We start from the raw sequence: 15,598 nt of genomic DNA, 5'->3' as shown, positions 1-15,598 counted from the left end.
GCGCGTGGGCGGCCCGACAGGCCGCCCTCTTCAGCCGGCACGCCACACCGTGCGTAATCGCGCCAGCGCCGCTTCGATTGATTTCTCGGGCACCGCAGCAAAGCCGAGCACCAGCCCGGCACGCTGATCGATCGGGGTGGCGGAGTCCGGCAGCCAATAACTGCTCAGACCATTGATCTCGACATCGACACCACGTGCCCATTCGATCAGTTCCTGCTCACGCGCCACACTCTCGACCGGCACGGTCATGTGCAGCCCGGCGGCAACCGTGGGTAACGGGCCGACGCCGGGCATGTCCAGCGGCCAACCATTGAGCAGCGTGTTGCGCCGGCTCAGCGCCGCTCGGCGCATGCGGCGGATATGTCGCTGGAAGTGCCCCGCCGCCATGAACTCGGCCATCACCGCCTGGGTACTGACTTCGGAATGGCGAACATCAACGGCACGGCGCTGGGAAAACGCATCCACCAGCCCTGTCGGCAATACCAGATACCCCAGACGCAAGGCAGGGAACGCCACCTTGCCGAACGTGCCGACGTAAAGCACCCGGCCTTGCCGGTCCAATGCCGCCAGGGGTGCCAGCGGGGCACCGCTGTAGCGGTACTCGCCATCGTAATCATCCTCGACGATCCAGCCCTGCGTGCGCTCGGCCCAGGCCAACAACTCCAGACGACGCGCCAGGCTCATGACCACCCCTGTGGGGTACTGATGCGAGGGCGTGACGTAGGTCAGCCGGCAGTCACTGAGCATGGCCAGCTCGTCGCAGTCGATGCCCTCGCTGTCCACAGCGACCCCGTGCAACCGCGCACCGGCGACGGCAAACGCATGGCCCGCCGCGCGATACCCCGGATTTTCAATCGCCACGCCGTCGCCCGGCTCCACCAGCAACTGTGCACAAAGGCTGATCCCCTGCTGCGCACCACTGGTGATCACTATTTGCTCAGCCGTGCACTGCATGCCTCGCGAACTGCGCAAGTAGGCCGCAATCAACCCGCGTAATCGGGCATCGCCTGCCGGGTCGCCGTAACACAACTGCTGCAGATCGGGTTTACGCCAGAAAGCCGCATTCAGCTTGGCCCAGACCTCAAAGGGAAACAGATCGAACGCCGGAACACCGACCCGAAATGCTCGCGGCGGACCACTCGGCGGCATCGCCAGATGGTTCTTTTCAACGCGCTCCAACGCATCGCTGTGGATAACTTTGCTGGATGAAACCACAGGCAAATCCAGCCAATTTGTGGATAAGGCTGTGGGTAAGCCTGTTGACAACCCTGTGGATACTTTTGTGGATAGTTTTTTTGCCGGTATTGCGGTTTGCGGTAACTGAGCCACATAGGTCCCATCACCAACGCGCCCTTCGATAAATCCTTCGGCATAGAGCTGATCGTAGGCACGCACCACGCTGTTACGGGAAATCGCCAACGCTGCGGCCAGATCACGACTGGCCGGCAGTCGCGTACCGCTGGCCAATCGCCCATCGAGGACGCGAAGGCGCAAAGCCTGATAGAGCTGGCGGCTCAGCCCCTGGCGGCGGTCGAGTTCGATACCAGCGGGATTGAACGACAAGGAAAGCGGCGCGTCCGTCATGGCAATGGACCTATGAAATTGGTCGTTAATGGCTCTTACAACAGACCAATAGCCTGCCTAGGATGCAAACATTCGCCAAGGAAAATATCCCCATGTACACGCCGCGCGCTTTTGCCATCGACGAGTTGTCCCAACTGCATGAACTGATCCTCGCCACCCGCCTCGCCATATTGGTTACCCAGGGCGAGGGCGGCCTGCAAGCCAGTCATGTGCCGGTGCTGCTGCATTGCGAACAAGGCTCGAACGGCACGTTGTACGGGCATCTGGCCAAAGCCAACCCGCAGTGGAAAGACCTGCGCGACGGTGCCGAAGCCTTGCTGATTTTTGCCGGTGCCGACGCCTACGTCAGCCCCGGCTTCTACCCGAGCAAGGCCGAACACGGCAAAGTCGTGCCAACCTGGAACTACGTCGCCGTACACGCCTATGGCCGAGCCGAAACCTTCAGCGATGGCGGGCGGCTGCTGGACATCGTCAGCACCCTCACCGACCGCCATGAAGCTGGCCGCACTCAACCGTGGTCCGTGGCCGATGCCCCCGCCGATTACATCGACGGCATGCTCAAGGCCATCGTCGGTTTCGCCATTCCCATCGACCGCCTGGAAGGCAAGCGCAAGCTCAGCCAGAACCGCAGCGCCGCCGACATCGCCGGCGTACGTGAAGGCCTGGCCGCCAGCCCCGAAGTCAACGACCAAACCCTCGCCCAATTGATGCGCTAAGGAATTCGCCATGCGTCAAATCGACATTCGCCCAGTCACCGCCGACGACCACGCCGCGTGGTTGCCTCTATGGCAAGCCTACCTGCGCTTCTACAACACCGAATTGCCGGATGCTGTCACCCAAAGCACCTGGCAGCGCATCCTCGCCACAAACGAACCGACCCACGCCGCTCTGGCCTGGGCCGACGGCAAAGCCGTGGGCATGGTGCATTTCATCTACCATCGTTCAAACTGGAGCATCGAAAATTCCTGCTACCTGCAAGATTTGCTGGTAGTGCCAGAAACCCGCGGCACGGGCGTGGGCCGCCAGTTGATCGAATTCGTCTACACCACAGCCAAGGCCGACGGTTGCTGCAAGGTGCATTGGCTGACCCACGAAACCAACGCCACCGCGATCCAGCTCTACGAGCGCATCGCCGAACGTCCCGGTTTCATCCAGTTTCGCAAAGCCATTTAAGGTTCAAGGAGAACAACATGTCGATTTCACTCGCGGACTGGAAAGGCGTCCCGGCACCCTCGGTCCAACTCATCGAAGGGCGTTTCATCCGCCTGGAAAAACTCGACCCGGCGCGCCACGGCGACGGTCTGTTCGAAGCCCTGCAAGGCCCGGGCGCCGACCCCAAACTCTGGGACTACTTGCCTTACGGTCCCTTCCCCCAGCGCAGCGCGTTCAACGATTGGCTGAACAACCATGCGGCCAATAGCGACCCGTACTTCTTCAGCGTGATCGATAAAGCCACAGGCGAGGTTCAAGGCATTCTCAGCCTGATGTCGATCGTGCCGGCCCAGGGTCGCATCGAAATCGGCCATGTGACCTTCGGCGCGCCAATGCAACGCTCGCCAAAGAGTACCGAGGCGGTTTACCTGTTGGCCAAGGAATCATTCGCCCTGGGTTACCGGCGCCTGGAATGGAAATGCAACAACGCCAACGCCCGCTCCAAGTACGCGGCCGAGCGGTTGGGATTCAGTTTTGAAGGCGTGTTTCGCCAGCACATGGTGGTCAAGGGACAGAACCGCGATACCGCGTGGTACTCGATCCTCGATTCGGAATGGCCGGCGATTGGAGCCGGGTTCGAGCGCTGGTTGAGCGATGAGAACCAGACGGAATCGGGGCAGGTGAAAACCCTCGCAGAGTGCCGCGGGTAGATCTTCAGCGCCTGGGCGGGCGCCTTCGCGGGCAAGCCTCGCTCCCGCAGGGTCTTGCGATGGTCACATTACCGTGGCCAATCCAAACCTTGTGGGAACGAGCCCGCCCGCGAATGGCTTCACGCCAGTTTCTGGGCAAGCACCGCAATATGCTCCGGCCCGATCCCGCAGCACCCGCCCAAATGGCTCGCCCCACGCTTGCGCCAATCCGCCGCCCATTGCAGGTAACCTGGCGGATCGAGATCGTCGCGCAACGGGTCCAGCCCATCGTTAGCCGTCGCCTCTTTCGGTTGCGGCGGGAAGGCATTGGCGTACGCGCCGATTTGAATGTTCACCCCCAACCGTTCAAACGCTTCCCGCGCCGCGTCAATCGCCGCGCCGATCACTTCCGGCTGGCTGCAGTTGAACAGCAACGTCTCGACGCCCAGCTCAACCGCCACCGCCGCCGCCTCGGCCACAGGCTCGCCAGAACGCAAACGCGGCACTTCGTCGACGTCTTCATCCTTCAAGGTAAACGACAGCCAGAACGGCTTGCCGTCCTTCGGCAGACCGGCGTGTATCGCTCGCGCCTCAACGATCGAGCTCTGGGTTTCCGCCAGCCATAGGTCAACATGCGGCGCGAGCCCCTTCACCAGTGGCGTCAGCAATTCAGTGACACGTTTGGCGTCGAACAGGTCCGGACGATAAGAACCAAACAGCGGAGGCAATGAACCTGCCACGCGCACCGGTTTGCCCGCCGCATCGACTGCTCGCCGCGCCAGCTCACCGGCCAACGCCGCGAGAGCCTGACCTTCAGCGGCGAAACGCTCTTCACCGATATGGAACGGCACCACCGCGTAGCTGTTGCTGGTGATCACATTCGCGCCGCTTTCGATATAAGCCGCGTGCACCGCCTCTACCGCTTGCGGTGCTTCGCTCAAGGCCAGCGCCGACCATTCTGGCTGCCTGAATGGAGCCCCTCGGCGCTGCAACTCGCGGCCCATGCCACCATCCAGAATCACTGTGCTTGCTGCGCCCATATGCTATTCACTCATAAGCTTATGAAAATAACTCACTACCAGAGTCGTTGTTATAACTATTTAATACGCACCAATCGGTTAATAACAATCATTTTTTTATCAGGGATCGACTGTGAAATTCCAACCGCTACTGGCCCTGGGCCTGACGATTCTGGCTGCCTCCACCCAAGCCTTTGGCGGCGCCACGCTGGATCGCATCGAACAAAAGAAAGAGCTGGTGGGCGTGTTGATGGAAAGTTATCCACCGTTCTCGTTCCTCAACGACCAGAACCAACTCGACGGTTTCGACGTCGACGTGGCTAAAGCCGTGGCCGAGAAGCTGGGTGTGAAACTGCGCCTCGAAACCCCGTCCTGGGACGTGATTGCCGCTGGCCGCTGGAGTGGTCGTTACGATATCTGCATCTGCTCCATGACCCCGAGCAAGGCCCGCGCCGAGGTCTTCGACTTCCCGGTCGAGTACTACGCCTCGCCGGCGGTGATCGTGGTAAACGCCAAGGATGAACGCATTCACAATGCCAAGGACCTGAGCGGCAAGAAAGTTGGCCTCACCAGCGCCTCCAGCTACGAAAGCTACCTGAACAAAAACCTGGTGATCGAAGGCGCCGAAGACACGCAGTTGCAGTACCCGTTCGAAGACGTGCAGATCGCCCCGTATGACACCGACAACGTCGCCTTTCAGGACCTGGGCCTGGGGGCCGGGGTTCGACTGGACGCGATTCTCACTAACCTGGTGACCGCCCAACCGCGCCTGAACGAAGACAAGCGCTTCAAACTGGCCGGCGACCCGCTGTACTCGGAGCCGAACTCGGTCGCCATTGAAAAGGGCGACGCCCAGTGGGACAGCAAAGTACGTGAAGTCTTCGCCCAGTTGAAACAGGACGGCACATTGAGCAAGCTCTCGCAAAAATGGATCGGCGCCGATATCAGTAAATGACTTCTTTCCAGCAACCTCCCCAGCCACCGCAACCGGTGGCTGAGTCACGACTGCAACGGATCTTCAGTTTCCGCACGCGGCTGTACCTGACCTGGGCGGCCATGCTCGGGTTGTTCACCAGTTTCTTCCTGAGCTTCGACCTGAAGTTCTCGATCATCCTCGACAAACTGCCCAACCTCGTCGGCCTGCACCTGGCGCCCAACGGCTTCCTGCAAGGTGCGGCGCTGACGCTGTTTCTGTGCCTGTGCTCTATCGTCGCCTCATCGCTGCTGGGTTTCATCACCGCCCTGGGGCGGCTGTCGAAAAGCGCCGTGGCGTTCGGCATCGCCAGTTTCTACGCCTCGTTCTTTCGCGGCACGCCATTGCTGATACAGATTCTGTTGATCTACCTCGGCCTGCCGCAACTGGGCGTCGTACCGGGCGCCATCGCAGCCGGGATCATCGCCCTGTCGCTGAATTACGGCGCCTACCTGAGCGAAATTTTTCGCGCAGGCATCGTCGGCGTTCCCCATGGCCAACGGGAAGCATCACTGGCCCTGGGCATGCGCGAAACCGTGATTTTCTGGCGCGTCACCCTGCCCCAAGCCATGCGCACCATCATCCCGCCGACCACCAACCAGTTCATCTCCATGCTCAAGGACTCGTCGCTGATCTCGGTGATGGGGGTTTGGGAAGTGATGTTTTTGGCGCAATCCTATGGGCGGTCGAGCTATCGGTACATTGAGATGCTGACGACTGCGGCGGTGATTTACTGGCTGATGTCGATTGGATTGGAGTTGATTCAGGCAAGAATGGAGCGGCACTACGGGAAGGCGTATTTGCATAACCGATGAGTTCACTTGAAGTGTGGTGACTTCATAAATACGACTCGGCCAACAACGCAAAAAAAAAGGGGAGCACATGCCCCCCCGAGGTTTAAAGCGTTTTATCGAGGCTGTTAAATCAGCCTTCGATCTCGATCAGGATCTCGCCCGGATTCACCCGGTCACCCTTGGCCACGTGAATGGCGGTGACCTTGCCGGCGATGGCGGCCTGGACTTCGGTTTCCATCTTCATCGCTTCGGTGATCAGCACAGCCTGGCCAGCCTTGACGGTGTCGCCTTCCTTGACCAATACGTCGACGATGTTGCCCGGCATGGTGGTGCTGACGTGGCCCGGCTCAGTCGCTTGCTTGCGCTTGCTGCTGCCGCCGCTGACGAACTCGTTGAGCGGCTCGAACACGACTTCTTCCGGCATGCCATCGATGGACAGGTAGAAGTGACGCTTGCCTTCGGCCTTCACGCCCACGCCGGTGATGTCGACGCGGTAAGTTTCGCCATGGACGTCGATGACGAATTCGGTCGGTACGCCTTCGCCGCCCGCCGAGGCCATGCCACCGGCTTCTGGAATAGGCAACAACACTTCCGGCGTCAGGGTGCCAGCGGCACGCTCTTCAAGGAACTTGCGGCCAATGTCCGGGAACATGGCGAAGGTCAGCACATCCTCTTCAGACTTGGCCAGGGCACCGATGTCGGCACGCAGCTTGGCCATTTCCGGCTTGAGCAGGTCGGCCGGGCGAACGTCGATGACTTCTTCGCTGCCGATGGCCTGGCGACGCAGTTGCTCGTTCACGGTGCCCGGCGCCTTGCCGTAACCGCCTTGCAGATAGAGCTTCACTTCGTTGGTGATGGTCTTGTAACGCTCACCGGCGAGCACGTTGAAAAATGCCTGGGTGCCAACGATCTGCGAGGTCGGGGTCACCAGCGGCGGGAAGCCGAGGTCTTCGCGAACGCGCGGGATTTCAGCCAGCACTTCGCCCATACGGTTCAATGCGCCCTGCTCTTTCAACTGGTTGGCCAGGTTGGAAATCATCCCGCCCGGAACCTGGTTGACTTGAACACGGGTGTCGACGGCGGTGAATTCGCTTTCGAACTGGTGGTATTTCTTGCGCACGGCGTAGAAGTACAGGCCGATCTCTTGCAGCAGTTCCAGATTCAGGCCGGTGTCGAACTCGGTGCCTTTCAGGGCGGCAACCATCGACTCGGTGCCCGGGTGGCTGGTGCCAGAGGCGAAGCTGGAGATCGCGGTGTCGATGTGGTCGGCGCCGTTTTCGATCGCCTTGAGTTGGCACATCGCGGCCAGACCCGCGGTGTCGTGGGAGTGAATGAAGACGGGCAGCGACTGCTCGGATTTCAATGCCTTGACCAATTCGCCAGTGGCATACGGCGTCAGCAGGCCGGCCATGTCCTTGATCGCCACCGAGTCGCAACCCATGGCTTCCATTTGCTTGGCTTGCGCCACAAACGCGTCGATGGTGTGCACCGGGCTGGTGGTGTAGGCGATGGTGCCCTGGGCGTGCTTGCCGGCGGCTTTTACCGCTTCGATGGCCACGCGCAGGTTACGCACGTCGTTCATGGCGTCGAAGATACGGAATACGTCGATGCCATTCACGGCTGCCTTGGCCACGAACGCCTTGACCACGTCGTCGCTGTAGTGGCGGTAGCCCAACAGGTTCTGGCCGCGCAGGAGCATTTGCAGACGGGTGTTAGGCAACGCGGCGCGCAGTTGACGCAGACGCTCCCACGGGTCTTCTTTCAGGAAGCGGACGCAGGCGTCGAAAGTCGCGCCGCCCCAGCACTCCAGCGACCAGTAGCCGACTTTATCGAGCTTGTCGCAGATCGGCAGCATGTCTTCGGTGCGCATGCGGGTCGCGAGCAGCGATTGGTGGGCGTCGCGCAGGATGGTGTCGGTTACGTGAATCTTCTTGGACATTGTTTTATTCCTCACAGGCCTGCGTGGGCGGCGATGGCGGCGGCGATGGCCAGGGCCAGCTCTTCGGGTTTGCGCTTGATCGAGTAGTTGGTCAGTTCAGGGTGGCTTTCAACGAAGCTGGTGTTGAACTGGCCGCTACGGAATTCCGGGTTACGCAGGATTTCCTGGTAGTACGCGGCGGTGGTCTTGACCCCTTGCAGACGCATGTCGTCGAGGGCGCGCAGGCCACGGTCCAGCGCTTCTTCCCAGGTCAACGCCCACACCACCAGTTTCAGGCACATGGAATCGTAGAACGGCGGAATGGTGTAACCGGTGTAGATCGCCGTGTCGGTCCGCACGCCCGGGCCGCCGGGAGCGTAGTAACGAGTGATCTTGCCGAAGCTCGGCAGGAAGTTGTTTTTGGGGTCTTCGGCGTTGATCCGGAACTGCAGGGCGAAACCACGGTGCTGGATGTCTTCCTGCTTCACCGAAAGCGGCAGCCCGGAGGCGATGCGGATCTGCTCGCGAACAATGTCGATGCCGGTGATTTCTTCGGTGATGGTGTGTTCCACCTGCACCCGGGTGTTCATTTCCATGAAGTACACCTCGCCCTCGGCGAGCAGGAACTCCACAGTGCCGGCGTTCTCGTAACCCACAGCCTTGGCTGCACGCACCGACAGGTCGCCGATGTAGGCGCGCTGTTCAGGGGTCAGTTGCGGGCTCGGGGCGATCTCGATCAGCTTTTGGTTGCGACGCTGGATCGAGCAATCACGCTCGAACAGGTGCACCACGTTGCCAAAGCTGTCGCCAAGGATCTGCGCTTCGATGTGCTTCGGGTTGACGATGCACTTTTCCAGAAAGACTTCCGCGGAACCGAACGCCTTGGTGGCTTCGGAAATGACGCGTGGGAAGGCTTGTTCGAGTTCTTCGCGGCTGTTGCAACGACGAATGCCGCGACCGCCACCACCGGAAGTGGCCTTGAGCATCACCGGGTAACCGATGCGATCGCCTTCGGTCAGGGCCTCTTCGATGCCCGACACGTTGCCTTCGGTGCCTGGAGTCACCGGCACGCCTGCCTTGATCATGCTGCGGCGAGCTTCGGTCTTGTCGCCCATGCGACGAATGACTTCAGCCGATGGACCAATGAATTTGATCCCGCGTTCGGCGCAGATGTCCGCCAGTTCGGCGTTTTCCGAAAGGAATCCGTAGCCGGGGTGCAGCGCATCGCAACCGGTTTCCACAGCCAGGTTCACCAACTTGCGCGGGTTCAGGTAACCGGCCAGCGGCTCGGCACCAATGCTGTGGGCTTCGTCCGCACGCTTCACATGCAGGGCATGACGGTCGGCGTCGGAATAGATCGCGACCGAGCGAATGCCCATTTCGGCGCAAGCACGCACGATTCGTACGGCAATCTCACCACGGTTGGCGATCAGGATCTTTTTTATCACTTGGAGGTTCCCATGAGCCGGTGGTACCCACGACCTGCTAGACCAGGTCGACGCGTGACCAAATGTTTCAATCTGGTCGCGACCCCACACTAGCCCTCACAAGGAATTAACAAAAATGAATAATTATTGGGTCATGCATAAGTAAAGACTTATAGTTGAAACATCTGCCGGCGAAGAGAGCGAGCAAAAAATGCGTAAGTCATTGATGCGTATGACATTGCGTCAATTGCAGATTTTCAATGAAGTTTGTGACCTGAGGTCCTACAGCCGTGCAGCCGACGAAATGTCGCTCACACAACCGGCCGTTAGCCTACAGATTCGGCAACTTGAGGAACTGATTGGCCAGCCTTTATTCGACTACGTCGGCAAGAAACTCTACATGACGGAAGCGGCGGAAGCCCTTCAACGCGCCAGCCGGGACATTTTCGGGCGCCTGGAAAACCTCGACATGCAGCTCTCGGACATGCAGGGCTCGCTGCAGGGCCAATTGAAGCTGGCGGTGGAATCCAGCGCCAAGTATTTCGTTCCGCACCTGTTTGCCGCCTTCAAGCGCCAGCACCCGGAAGTGAACCTGCAACTGACGGTGGTCAACCGCGGACAGGTGATTCGACGCCTGTCGGACAACCGCGACGACCTGGTAATCATGTCGATGGTGCCGCAGGACATGGGCCTGGAATTCTTGCCGTTCCTCAACAATCCCATCGTCGCCGTCGCGCCGCCGGATCATCCGCTGTGTCACATGGGGCCGCTGCGATTGCAGGATCTTGAGCCCTACACACTGCTGATGCGCGAGTCCGGCTCCGGGACGCGATTGGCTTGCGAAGAGTATTTCAAAGAGAAGCGCGTGCACTTCAACCAGACCCAGGAAGTCTCGTCAGCCGAAGCCCAGCGTGAATGCGTATTGGCGGGTCTGGGCGTGGCGCTGTTGACGCGCCACGCCCTGAACCTTGAACTGGCGACCGGCGGATTGATCGAGTTACCGGTCGAGGAGCTGCCGCTGTATCGCAGCTGGTGCCTGGTGCAGGCCAAGGCTAAACGGCTGTCACCGGTGGCTCACGCATTCCTTGCGTTCATTCGCAGCGAACGCGTACAGATCAGCGCGCTGGTTGAGCGTTTCGACGGGAAGCTGTCGATGCAGCCTGCCAAAAGTTGAGTTCCGGATCTTCAGGAAAATCACCAATCTCGGCCAGAAGCTGACGGCGTTCACAGCGATCTTCGATGGCGCGGCGAAATTCCATGCGGCGTTGATCTTCTTGCTGGCGACGGGTTTTGACAGCGCTGTTGCGTTCTTCGTAAGGCAGGGCCATTTCGAGTCTCCCAAGGCGAGTACGGGAGCTTCAAGATAGGCGCGCGGGATGACGCTTTGGCGGCTCTGAAGTTACAGACTGATGAAAATTTGTTGGTCGCCGCGGCACCTGTGGTGAAGGAGCTTGCTCCCTCACCACAACGTCCACGCCAACCTTGAAATCATTCGTCCAGTGCTTTCACCGACTTGGGCGATAACCGCAAGCCGCGAAGGCTGCGCTTGACGCTCTTGAGGTGATTGACCAGGCTCGGACCACGGGCCATGGCCACCCCCATCGCCAGGACATCGATCACCACCAGGTGAGCAATACGCGAGGTAAGCGGTGTGTAGATTTCGGTGTCTTCATGCACATCGATCGCCAGGTTGACGGTCGACAGTTCGGCCAACGGCGTCTGACTCGGGCAAAGCGTGATCAATGACGCACCGCTTTCACGCACCAGGTTGGCGGTGATCAGCAAATCCTTGGAACGTCCAGACTGGGAAATACAGATCGCCACGTCGGTCGGTTTCAGGGTCACCGCCGACATTGCCTGCATGTGAGGGTCGGAATAGGCCGCAGCCGTGAGCAGCAAACGGAAGAACTTGTGCTGGGCATCCGCCGCGACCGCACCCGATGCGCCGAAACCATAGAATTCCACGCGCTGAGCCTGTGACATCAGCGTCACGGCTCGCTGCAACTCCAGGGGATCGAGCTTCTCGCGAACCTCCATCAAGGTGTGCAACGTGGTGTCGAAAATCTTCAGGCTGTAATCAGCGACCGAATCGTCTTCGTGGATCGCGAACTGCCCGAAGCTCGCGCCTGCCGCCAGGCTCTGGGCCAGCTTCAGCTTCAGGTCCTGGAACCCGGAGCAACCGATGGCGCGGCAAAAGCGCACGATGGTCGGCTCGCTGATGCCCACGCTATGGGCCAGATCAGCCATGGAACTGTGCATCACGGCCGCAGGATCAAGCAGCACGTGGTCGGCGACCTTGAGCTCCGACTTGCGTAACAGGTGGCGAGACTGGGCGATGTGTTGCAGCAGATTCAAAGGGGTGGACTCTTTGTTATGGGCAAGCGCCGGGGGATGTAGCAAGCTTGTAGTTATACTACATGAAACGGCTTTTTGCCTGCTCAATGCGTAACCAGATCCCTCGATTTCACGTGCCTGCGCTTCATGTAGCAGCCCTGCCTGATGCTTGAAGCAGCCCCTTGCCTCCCCTTTTCGCGCTCACTACGGTCTTCAGCCGGCTAAGTGAGGGTTCATCCCGACTCGCCAGTACAATAAAAACAATATACATAACCTTACAAACACAACTTGATTTTATTACCCGCAATCAAACTTTGCTCGATATATTAACGCCGCAGGAAGCAACAACAATTAATTAAAGGAACTCTATATCATGAGCATTAAAACCAAGAACTGGACCGCACAAATCGATCGCATGCCTGGCGCCAAATCTTTCCGCACCTTCGGCACTGTGACCGTTGCCCATACGGGCATCACACCCAAGCTTGAACTCAGTCCGATACAGGACAAATCCTATGACCTTAGCCTGGAGTTGAAACTTGAAACTTCCAATCAGATTTCTTTACAGGTCGAGACCGACAAACTTGTCGAATATAAAGTATCTGGTGAATCCTATGTCACTGGCGTCAGTATCTTTCACGACGGCAAGTTAATTCACCATATCGATGAAGTTCTGATGACCCACTAAAAAACATCATATTCCCGATTTCCCGTCGGCATTCAAACCTGCCCGACGGGAAGTCTTGCCATTCAACCGGCGAATTGCTCCCGCAACAGGATCGCCAGGCCCTGCGCCTCGATGGGCCGGCTGATCAGATACCCTTGCACCTCGTCGCAGTGCTCTTGCTTGAGGAATTCAAGTTGCTCCTGACGCTCGACCCCTTCCGCCACTACCTTCAACGACAAGCCGTGAGCCATGGCGATGATCGCCCGGGTAATCGCCGCGTCTTCGCTGCCCTCCCCCAGACCTCGAATGAACGCCTGATCAATCTTCACGTAATCCACCGGGATGCGCTTGAGATAGCTCAGTGACGAATAGCCGGTACCGAAATCATCGATCGCCAGCTTCACGCCCAAATCACGTAACTGCTGGAAAGTCGCGATGATGTGCTCGACGCTGTCCAGCAACTGGCTTTCGGTGAGCTCCAGCTCCAGGTAACGCGGCGCCAGACCGGTTTCTTCCAGCACCTGCCGAACCAGGCTGACCAGTTTGCCCTGACGCAGTTGATGCACCGACAGATTGACCGACACCCGAATCGGCTCAAGCCCCTGTCGCTGCCACTCACAGGCCTGCCAGCAGGCCTGACGCAACACGAACTCGCCGATTGGACCGATCAGCCCGGTTTCTTCCGCCAGGCCGATGAAGTCTCCCGGCGGCACGCGACCCATGGTCGGGTGGTCCCAGCGCACCAAGGCCTCGGCAGCGTTCAGCTTGCCCGTGGCAAGACACAGCTTCGGCTGGTAGAACACCATCAACTGATTCTCATCGATGGCTTTGCGCAGCTGGTTTTCCAGCTGCAAGCGTTCCAGCGTGCTGGCTTGCAGACTGTCGGTGTAAAACTGGAAATTATTGCCGCCCAGATGTTTGGCATGTTGCATGGCCATGTTCGACTGGCTGACCAACGCGGAAATCTCCCGGGCGTTGTCCGGCAACAGGCTGATGCCCATGGATGAGCTGACCACCAGTTCATGGCCATCGATGGTCAACGGCAAACGCAACTTATTCGACAAGCGCGTCGCTACCCGCGCCAGGCTCGAGAGGTTGCCGTAGGAATTGAATAACACAGCAAACTCATCGCCCGACAAACGCGCAATGGTGTCCGCCTCGGGCAGCGCGTTGACCAACCGCCGAGCCATTTTCTGCAGCAACTGATCAGCGACTTCGTGACCAAGACTATCGTTGAGCTGTTTGAAGCGATCCAGATTGATATGCAGCAGTGCCAGGCTGCGATAGCCGCCCTGGCGCACGCGCTGATGCGCTTCGCTGAGCCGTTCGCGGAACATCGCCCGGTTGGCCAGGCCCGTCAGTTCGTCGTAATGGGTCAGATAGCGCATGCGCTCTTCGGATTCTCGCCGCGCCGAAAGATCGGAGAAGAAGCCGACAATATGACTGACCTTTCCCCGAGTATCGCGCACAGTGTTCAATTGCAGCCATTGCGGGTACATCTCACCGTTCTTGCGGGTTTCCACCAGCTCACCCTGCCAGCTGCCGTATTGCTCCAGCGCCTGGTGAATCGCTCCGTAGTGTCGGCGCGCATCGCGACTGCAGGGCAGCTCGACGACGTTGCGCCCCAGCATGTCTTCGATCTCATAGCCAGTCACGCGGCTGAAGGCCTGATTGATGGCGATCAGGGCGTAATTGGGGTCAAAAATCACGATGCCTTCGCTGGCCGCCTCAAACACGGTCGCCGCCAGTCGCTGTTGCTCTTCGAGCGCCTTGCTGGCGCTGATGTCACGGCGGGTGCCGACCATGCGGATCACCCGGCCGTTTTCAGCGCGCTCCACCGCTCGCCCGCGATCTTCGATCCACACCCAGTGGCCGTCGGCATGACGCACACGGTATTCGATCTGGTAATCCTCGGTGCGCCCCTTCAAATGCTCGACCAACGCCTTTCTCAGCGCAGGAAGATCGTCGGGATGCAGGCGCGGCTTGAGATGACGCAGCATGGCCGTCACGTATTCCGGCTCCAGGCCGAACAACTCCTGAATCAGGGTGTGATGAACCTCATCGGTTTGCAGGTTCCAGTCCCATAGACCCAGCTCACTGGCCTCCAATGCCAGCGCCAGTCGTGCCTCACTCTTGCTCAGCGCCTGGTTGGCGGCGTCCAGCTCCAGGCTGCGTTGTGCAACACGGCTTTCCAGGCCGGCCTGAATTTCACGCAGTTCGCCTTCGGCGCGACGGCGCTGCTCAACTTCGCTGGCCAGCTTTTGATTGAGCTGGTCGCTGCAGTTTTGCGCCTGCTGCAAATGTTCGATCAACGCCTGATTCTGGAAACGTCGCAATAACTCTCGATCGATCAGACGGTTGACCTGCCAGGCCACCACGCTCAGGGCGCCCAACAAAATCAGGCCGAACCAGCCCCAGCCTTGCGCCTGCTCATCGCCTCCCCAGAACAGATAGGCGATGGCCGGCAACAAACAGGGCAAAGTGAACGACAGGAACCCCGGCAGGCTGACCGCATAGGCCACACTGGCTGAAAGTGCCGCGGCGCCGATCAGTCCGAAAACCCAGGCCTGCTGGATGAAGTTATCGGCGGGAACCAGCGCGATGCCTGCGCCAGCGAGGGTCAAGCCCGTCAGACCGGAGCCCAGCAAAAACATGCGTCGCCAGACGGGATGCGCCTGACGGTTGGGAATCGCCGAATCGAAGGCGGCGACCTGAATGACGCGCAAGGCCACCAGGGACAGCAACCACACCATCCAGACACTGACCAGGAAGTACCGCTGCGGGCTCCAGAGCAACCCGGCGCAGACCAGACCATTGATCAACATGAACAATGTCGGCAGCAAAGAGCCCTGATAAAGCAGACGCGTGCGTTCGACCGCCATTTCCATGGCGTATTGTTTACGGATAACCCGAGGCTCCACTGTGGGGCCCGACAGGTGGGAGCTGAAGATCATAGGCAATATTCTTGTTCTTATAATGACGAGCACAGGCCCGAAACGTGAACGGAGCATACACAAGCAAATGCCCGGACCAAACAGCTA

The 15,598-nt window shown here is 59.4% G+C and carries 14 protein-coding genes; 7 read left to right on the top strand and 7 right to left on the bottom strand.

What is annotated here, in order from left to right; all coding sequences use genetic code 11:
• Positions 1–30: 30 nt before the first annotated feature.
• Entirely contained in the window at positions 31–1,584 is a 1,554-nt protein-coding gene (gene pdxR, locus AC1Q6D_RS00405) for a MocR-like pyridoxine biosynthesis transcription factor PdxR (RefSeq protein WP_103402970.1), read from the bottom strand.
• A gap of 92 nt (positions 1,585–1,676) precedes the next feature.
• Between pdxR and AC1Q6D_RS00400 the strand changes: the two genes are divergently transcribed.
• Genes AC1Q6D_RS00400 through AC1Q6D_RS00390 form a run of 3 tightly spaced genes read left to right on the top strand, consistent with a single transcriptional unit; the run spans position 1,677 to position 3,446 of the window.
• Positions 1,677–2,300, top strand: a complete 624-nt coding sequence (locus AC1Q6D_RS00400; RefSeq protein ID WP_103402971.1) for an FMN-binding negative transcriptional regulator — start codon at positions 1,677–1,679, stop codon at positions 2,298–2,300.
• Between the two features lie 10 nt (positions 2,301–2,310).
• On the top strand, positions 2,311–2,757 hold the full coding sequence (locus AC1Q6D_RS00395; protein ID WP_103402972.1) for a GNAT family N-acetyltransferase: 447 nt from the start codon (positions 2,311–2,313) through the stop codon (positions 2,755–2,757).
• 17 nt (positions 2,758–2,774) lie between these two features.
• Positions 2,775–3,446, top strand: coding sequence for a GNAT family N-acetyltransferase (locus AC1Q6D_RS00390; protein ID WP_103402973.1), 672 nt, complete (start codon positions 2,775–2,777; stop codon positions 3,444–3,446).
• A gap of 119 nt (positions 3,447–3,565) precedes the next feature.
• Here the strand turns inward: AC1Q6D_RS00390 and AC1Q6D_RS00385 are convergent, their stop codons facing one another.
• Complete coding sequence (locus tag AC1Q6D_RS00385) at positions 3,566–4,465, bottom strand: homocysteine S-methyltransferase family protein (protein ID WP_090466316.1); 900 nt, start codon at positions 4,463–4,465, stop codon at positions 3,566–3,568.
• Positions 4,466–4,577: 112 nt separating this feature from the next.
• Here AC1Q6D_RS00385 and AC1Q6D_RS00380 point away from each other — a divergent pair, with 112 nt between their 5' ends.
• Together AC1Q6D_RS00380 and AC1Q6D_RS00375 are read left to right on the top strand one after the other, a co-directional pair.
• Positions 4,578–5,399: an ABC transporter substrate-binding protein gene (locus AC1Q6D_RS00380; protein WP_047535257.1), complete on the top strand. Its 822-nt coding sequence runs from the start codon at positions 4,578–4,580 to the stop codon at positions 5,397–5,399.
• Positions 5,396–6,232, top strand: a complete 837-nt coding sequence (locus AC1Q6D_RS00375; protein ID WP_103402974.1) for an amino acid ABC transporter permease — start codon at positions 5,396–5,398, stop codon at positions 6,230–6,232. Before AC1Q6D_RS00380 ends, AC1Q6D_RS00375 begins: the two co-directional genes overlap by 4 nt.
• Before the next feature lie 109 nt (positions 6,233–6,341).
• Here AC1Q6D_RS00375 and oadA read toward each other — a convergent pair whose 3' ends face one another.
• Both oadA and AC1Q6D_RS00365 read right to left on the bottom strand, forming a co-directional pair.
• Positions 6,342–8,150 carry a sodium-extruding oxaloacetate decarboxylase subunit alpha gene (gene oadA / locus AC1Q6D_RS00370; protein ID WP_103402975.1) on the bottom strand — a complete coding sequence of 603 codons (1,809 nt, stop codon included), beginning with the start codon at positions 8,148–8,150 and terminating at the stop codon, positions 6,342–6,344.
• An 11-nt stretch (positions 8,151–8,161) separates the two neighbouring features.
• Positions 8,162–9,577, bottom strand: a complete 1,416-nt coding sequence (locus AC1Q6D_RS00365) for an acetyl-CoA carboxylase biotin carboxylase subunit (RefSeq protein ID WP_103402976.1) — start codon at positions 9,575–9,577, stop codon at positions 8,162–8,164.
• Positions 9,578–9,767: 190 nt separating this feature from the next.
• On the opposite strand from AC1Q6D_RS00365, the gene AC1Q6D_RS00360 reads away from it, so the two are divergent.
• Positions 9,768–10,730 (top strand): LysR family transcriptional regulator, encoded by a 963-nt coding sequence (locus AC1Q6D_RS00360; protein WP_047535268.1) that lies wholly within the window; start codon positions 9,768–9,770, stop codon positions 10,728–10,730.
• Here AC1Q6D_RS00360 and AC1Q6D_RS00355 read toward each other — a convergent pair.
• Positions 10,672–10,884: a PA3496 family putative envelope integrity protein gene (locus tag AC1Q6D_RS00355; protein WP_081997966.1), complete on the bottom strand. Its 213-nt coding sequence runs from the start codon at positions 10,882–10,884 to the stop codon at positions 10,672–10,674. The two genes, AC1Q6D_RS00360 and AC1Q6D_RS00355, sit on opposite strands and share 59 nt — an antisense overlap.
• Before the next feature lie 160 nt (positions 10,885–11,044).
• Positions 11,045–11,911: a transcriptional regulator HexR gene (hexR, locus tag AC1Q6D_RS00350; RefSeq protein WP_047535270.1), complete on the bottom strand. Its 867-nt coding sequence runs from the start codon at positions 11,909–11,911 to the stop codon at positions 11,045–11,047.
• Between the two features lie 352 nt (positions 11,912–12,263).
• Here hexR and AC1Q6D_RS00345 point away from each other — a divergent pair, with 352 nt between their 5' ends.
• Positions 12,264–12,578, top strand: coding sequence for a hypothetical protein (locus tag AC1Q6D_RS00345; RefSeq protein ID WP_103402977.1), 315 nt, complete (start codon positions 12,264–12,266; stop codon positions 12,576–12,578).
• Between the two features lie 62 nt (positions 12,579–12,640).
• Here the strand turns inward: AC1Q6D_RS00345 and AC1Q6D_RS00340 are convergent, their stop codons facing one another.
• Complete coding sequence (locus tag AC1Q6D_RS00340; protein ID WP_103402978.1) at positions 12,641–15,511, bottom strand: EAL domain-containing protein; 2,871 nt, start codon at positions 15,509–15,511, stop codon at positions 12,641–12,643.
• Positions 15,512–15,598: the final 87 nt, after the last annotated feature.

Source organism: Pseudomonas sp. MT92 (assembly GCF_058792515.1).
This window is presented reverse-complemented; position numbering and strand designations above follow the sequence as displayed.

Excerpts from the sequence above, each read along its gene's own strand:
- AC1Q6D_RS00360 (WP_047535268.1), top strand. The coding sequence starts at position 9,768 with ATGCGTAAGTCATTGATGCGTATGACATTGCGTCAATTGCAGATTTTC.
- AC1Q6D_RS00355 (WP_081997966.1), bottom strand. The coding sequence starts at position 10,884 with ATGGCCCTGCCTTACGAAGAACGCAACAGCGCTGTCAAAACCCGTCGC.
- AC1Q6D_RS00400 (WP_103402971.1), top strand. The coding sequence starts at position 1,677 with ATGTACACGCCGCGCGCTTTTGCCATCGACGAGTTGTCCCAACTGCAT.
- AC1Q6D_RS00375 (WP_103402974.1), top strand. The coding sequence starts at position 5,396 with ATGACTTCTTTCCAGCAACCTCCCCAGCCACCGCAACCGGTGGCTGAG.
- pdxR (WP_103402970.1), bottom strand. The coding sequence starts at position 1,584 with ATGACGGACGCGCCGCTTTCCTTGTCGTTCAATCCCGCTGGTATCGAA.
- oadA (WP_103402975.1), bottom strand. The coding sequence starts at position 8,150 with ATGTCCAAGAAGATTCACGTAACCGACACCATCCTGCGCGACGCCCAC.
- AC1Q6D_RS00385 (WP_090466316.1), bottom strand. The coding sequence starts at position 4,465 with ATGGGCGCAGCAAGCACAGTGATTCTGGATGGTGGCATGGGCCGCGAG.
- AC1Q6D_RS00345 (WP_103402977.1), top strand. The coding sequence starts at position 12,264 with ATGAGCATTAAAACCAAGAACTGGACCGCACAAATCGATCGCATGCCT.
- AC1Q6D_RS00395 (WP_103402972.1), top strand. The coding sequence starts at position 2,311 with ATGCGTCAAATCGACATTCGCCCAGTCACCGCCGACGACCACGCCGCG.
- AC1Q6D_RS00390 (WP_103402973.1), top strand. The coding sequence starts at position 2,775 with ATGTCGATTTCACTCGCGGACTGGAAAGGCGTCCCGGCACCCTCGGTC.
- AC1Q6D_RS00340 (WP_103402978.1), bottom strand. The coding sequence starts at position 15,511 with ATGATCTTCAGCTCCCACCTGTCGGGCCCCACAGTGGAGCCTCGGGTT.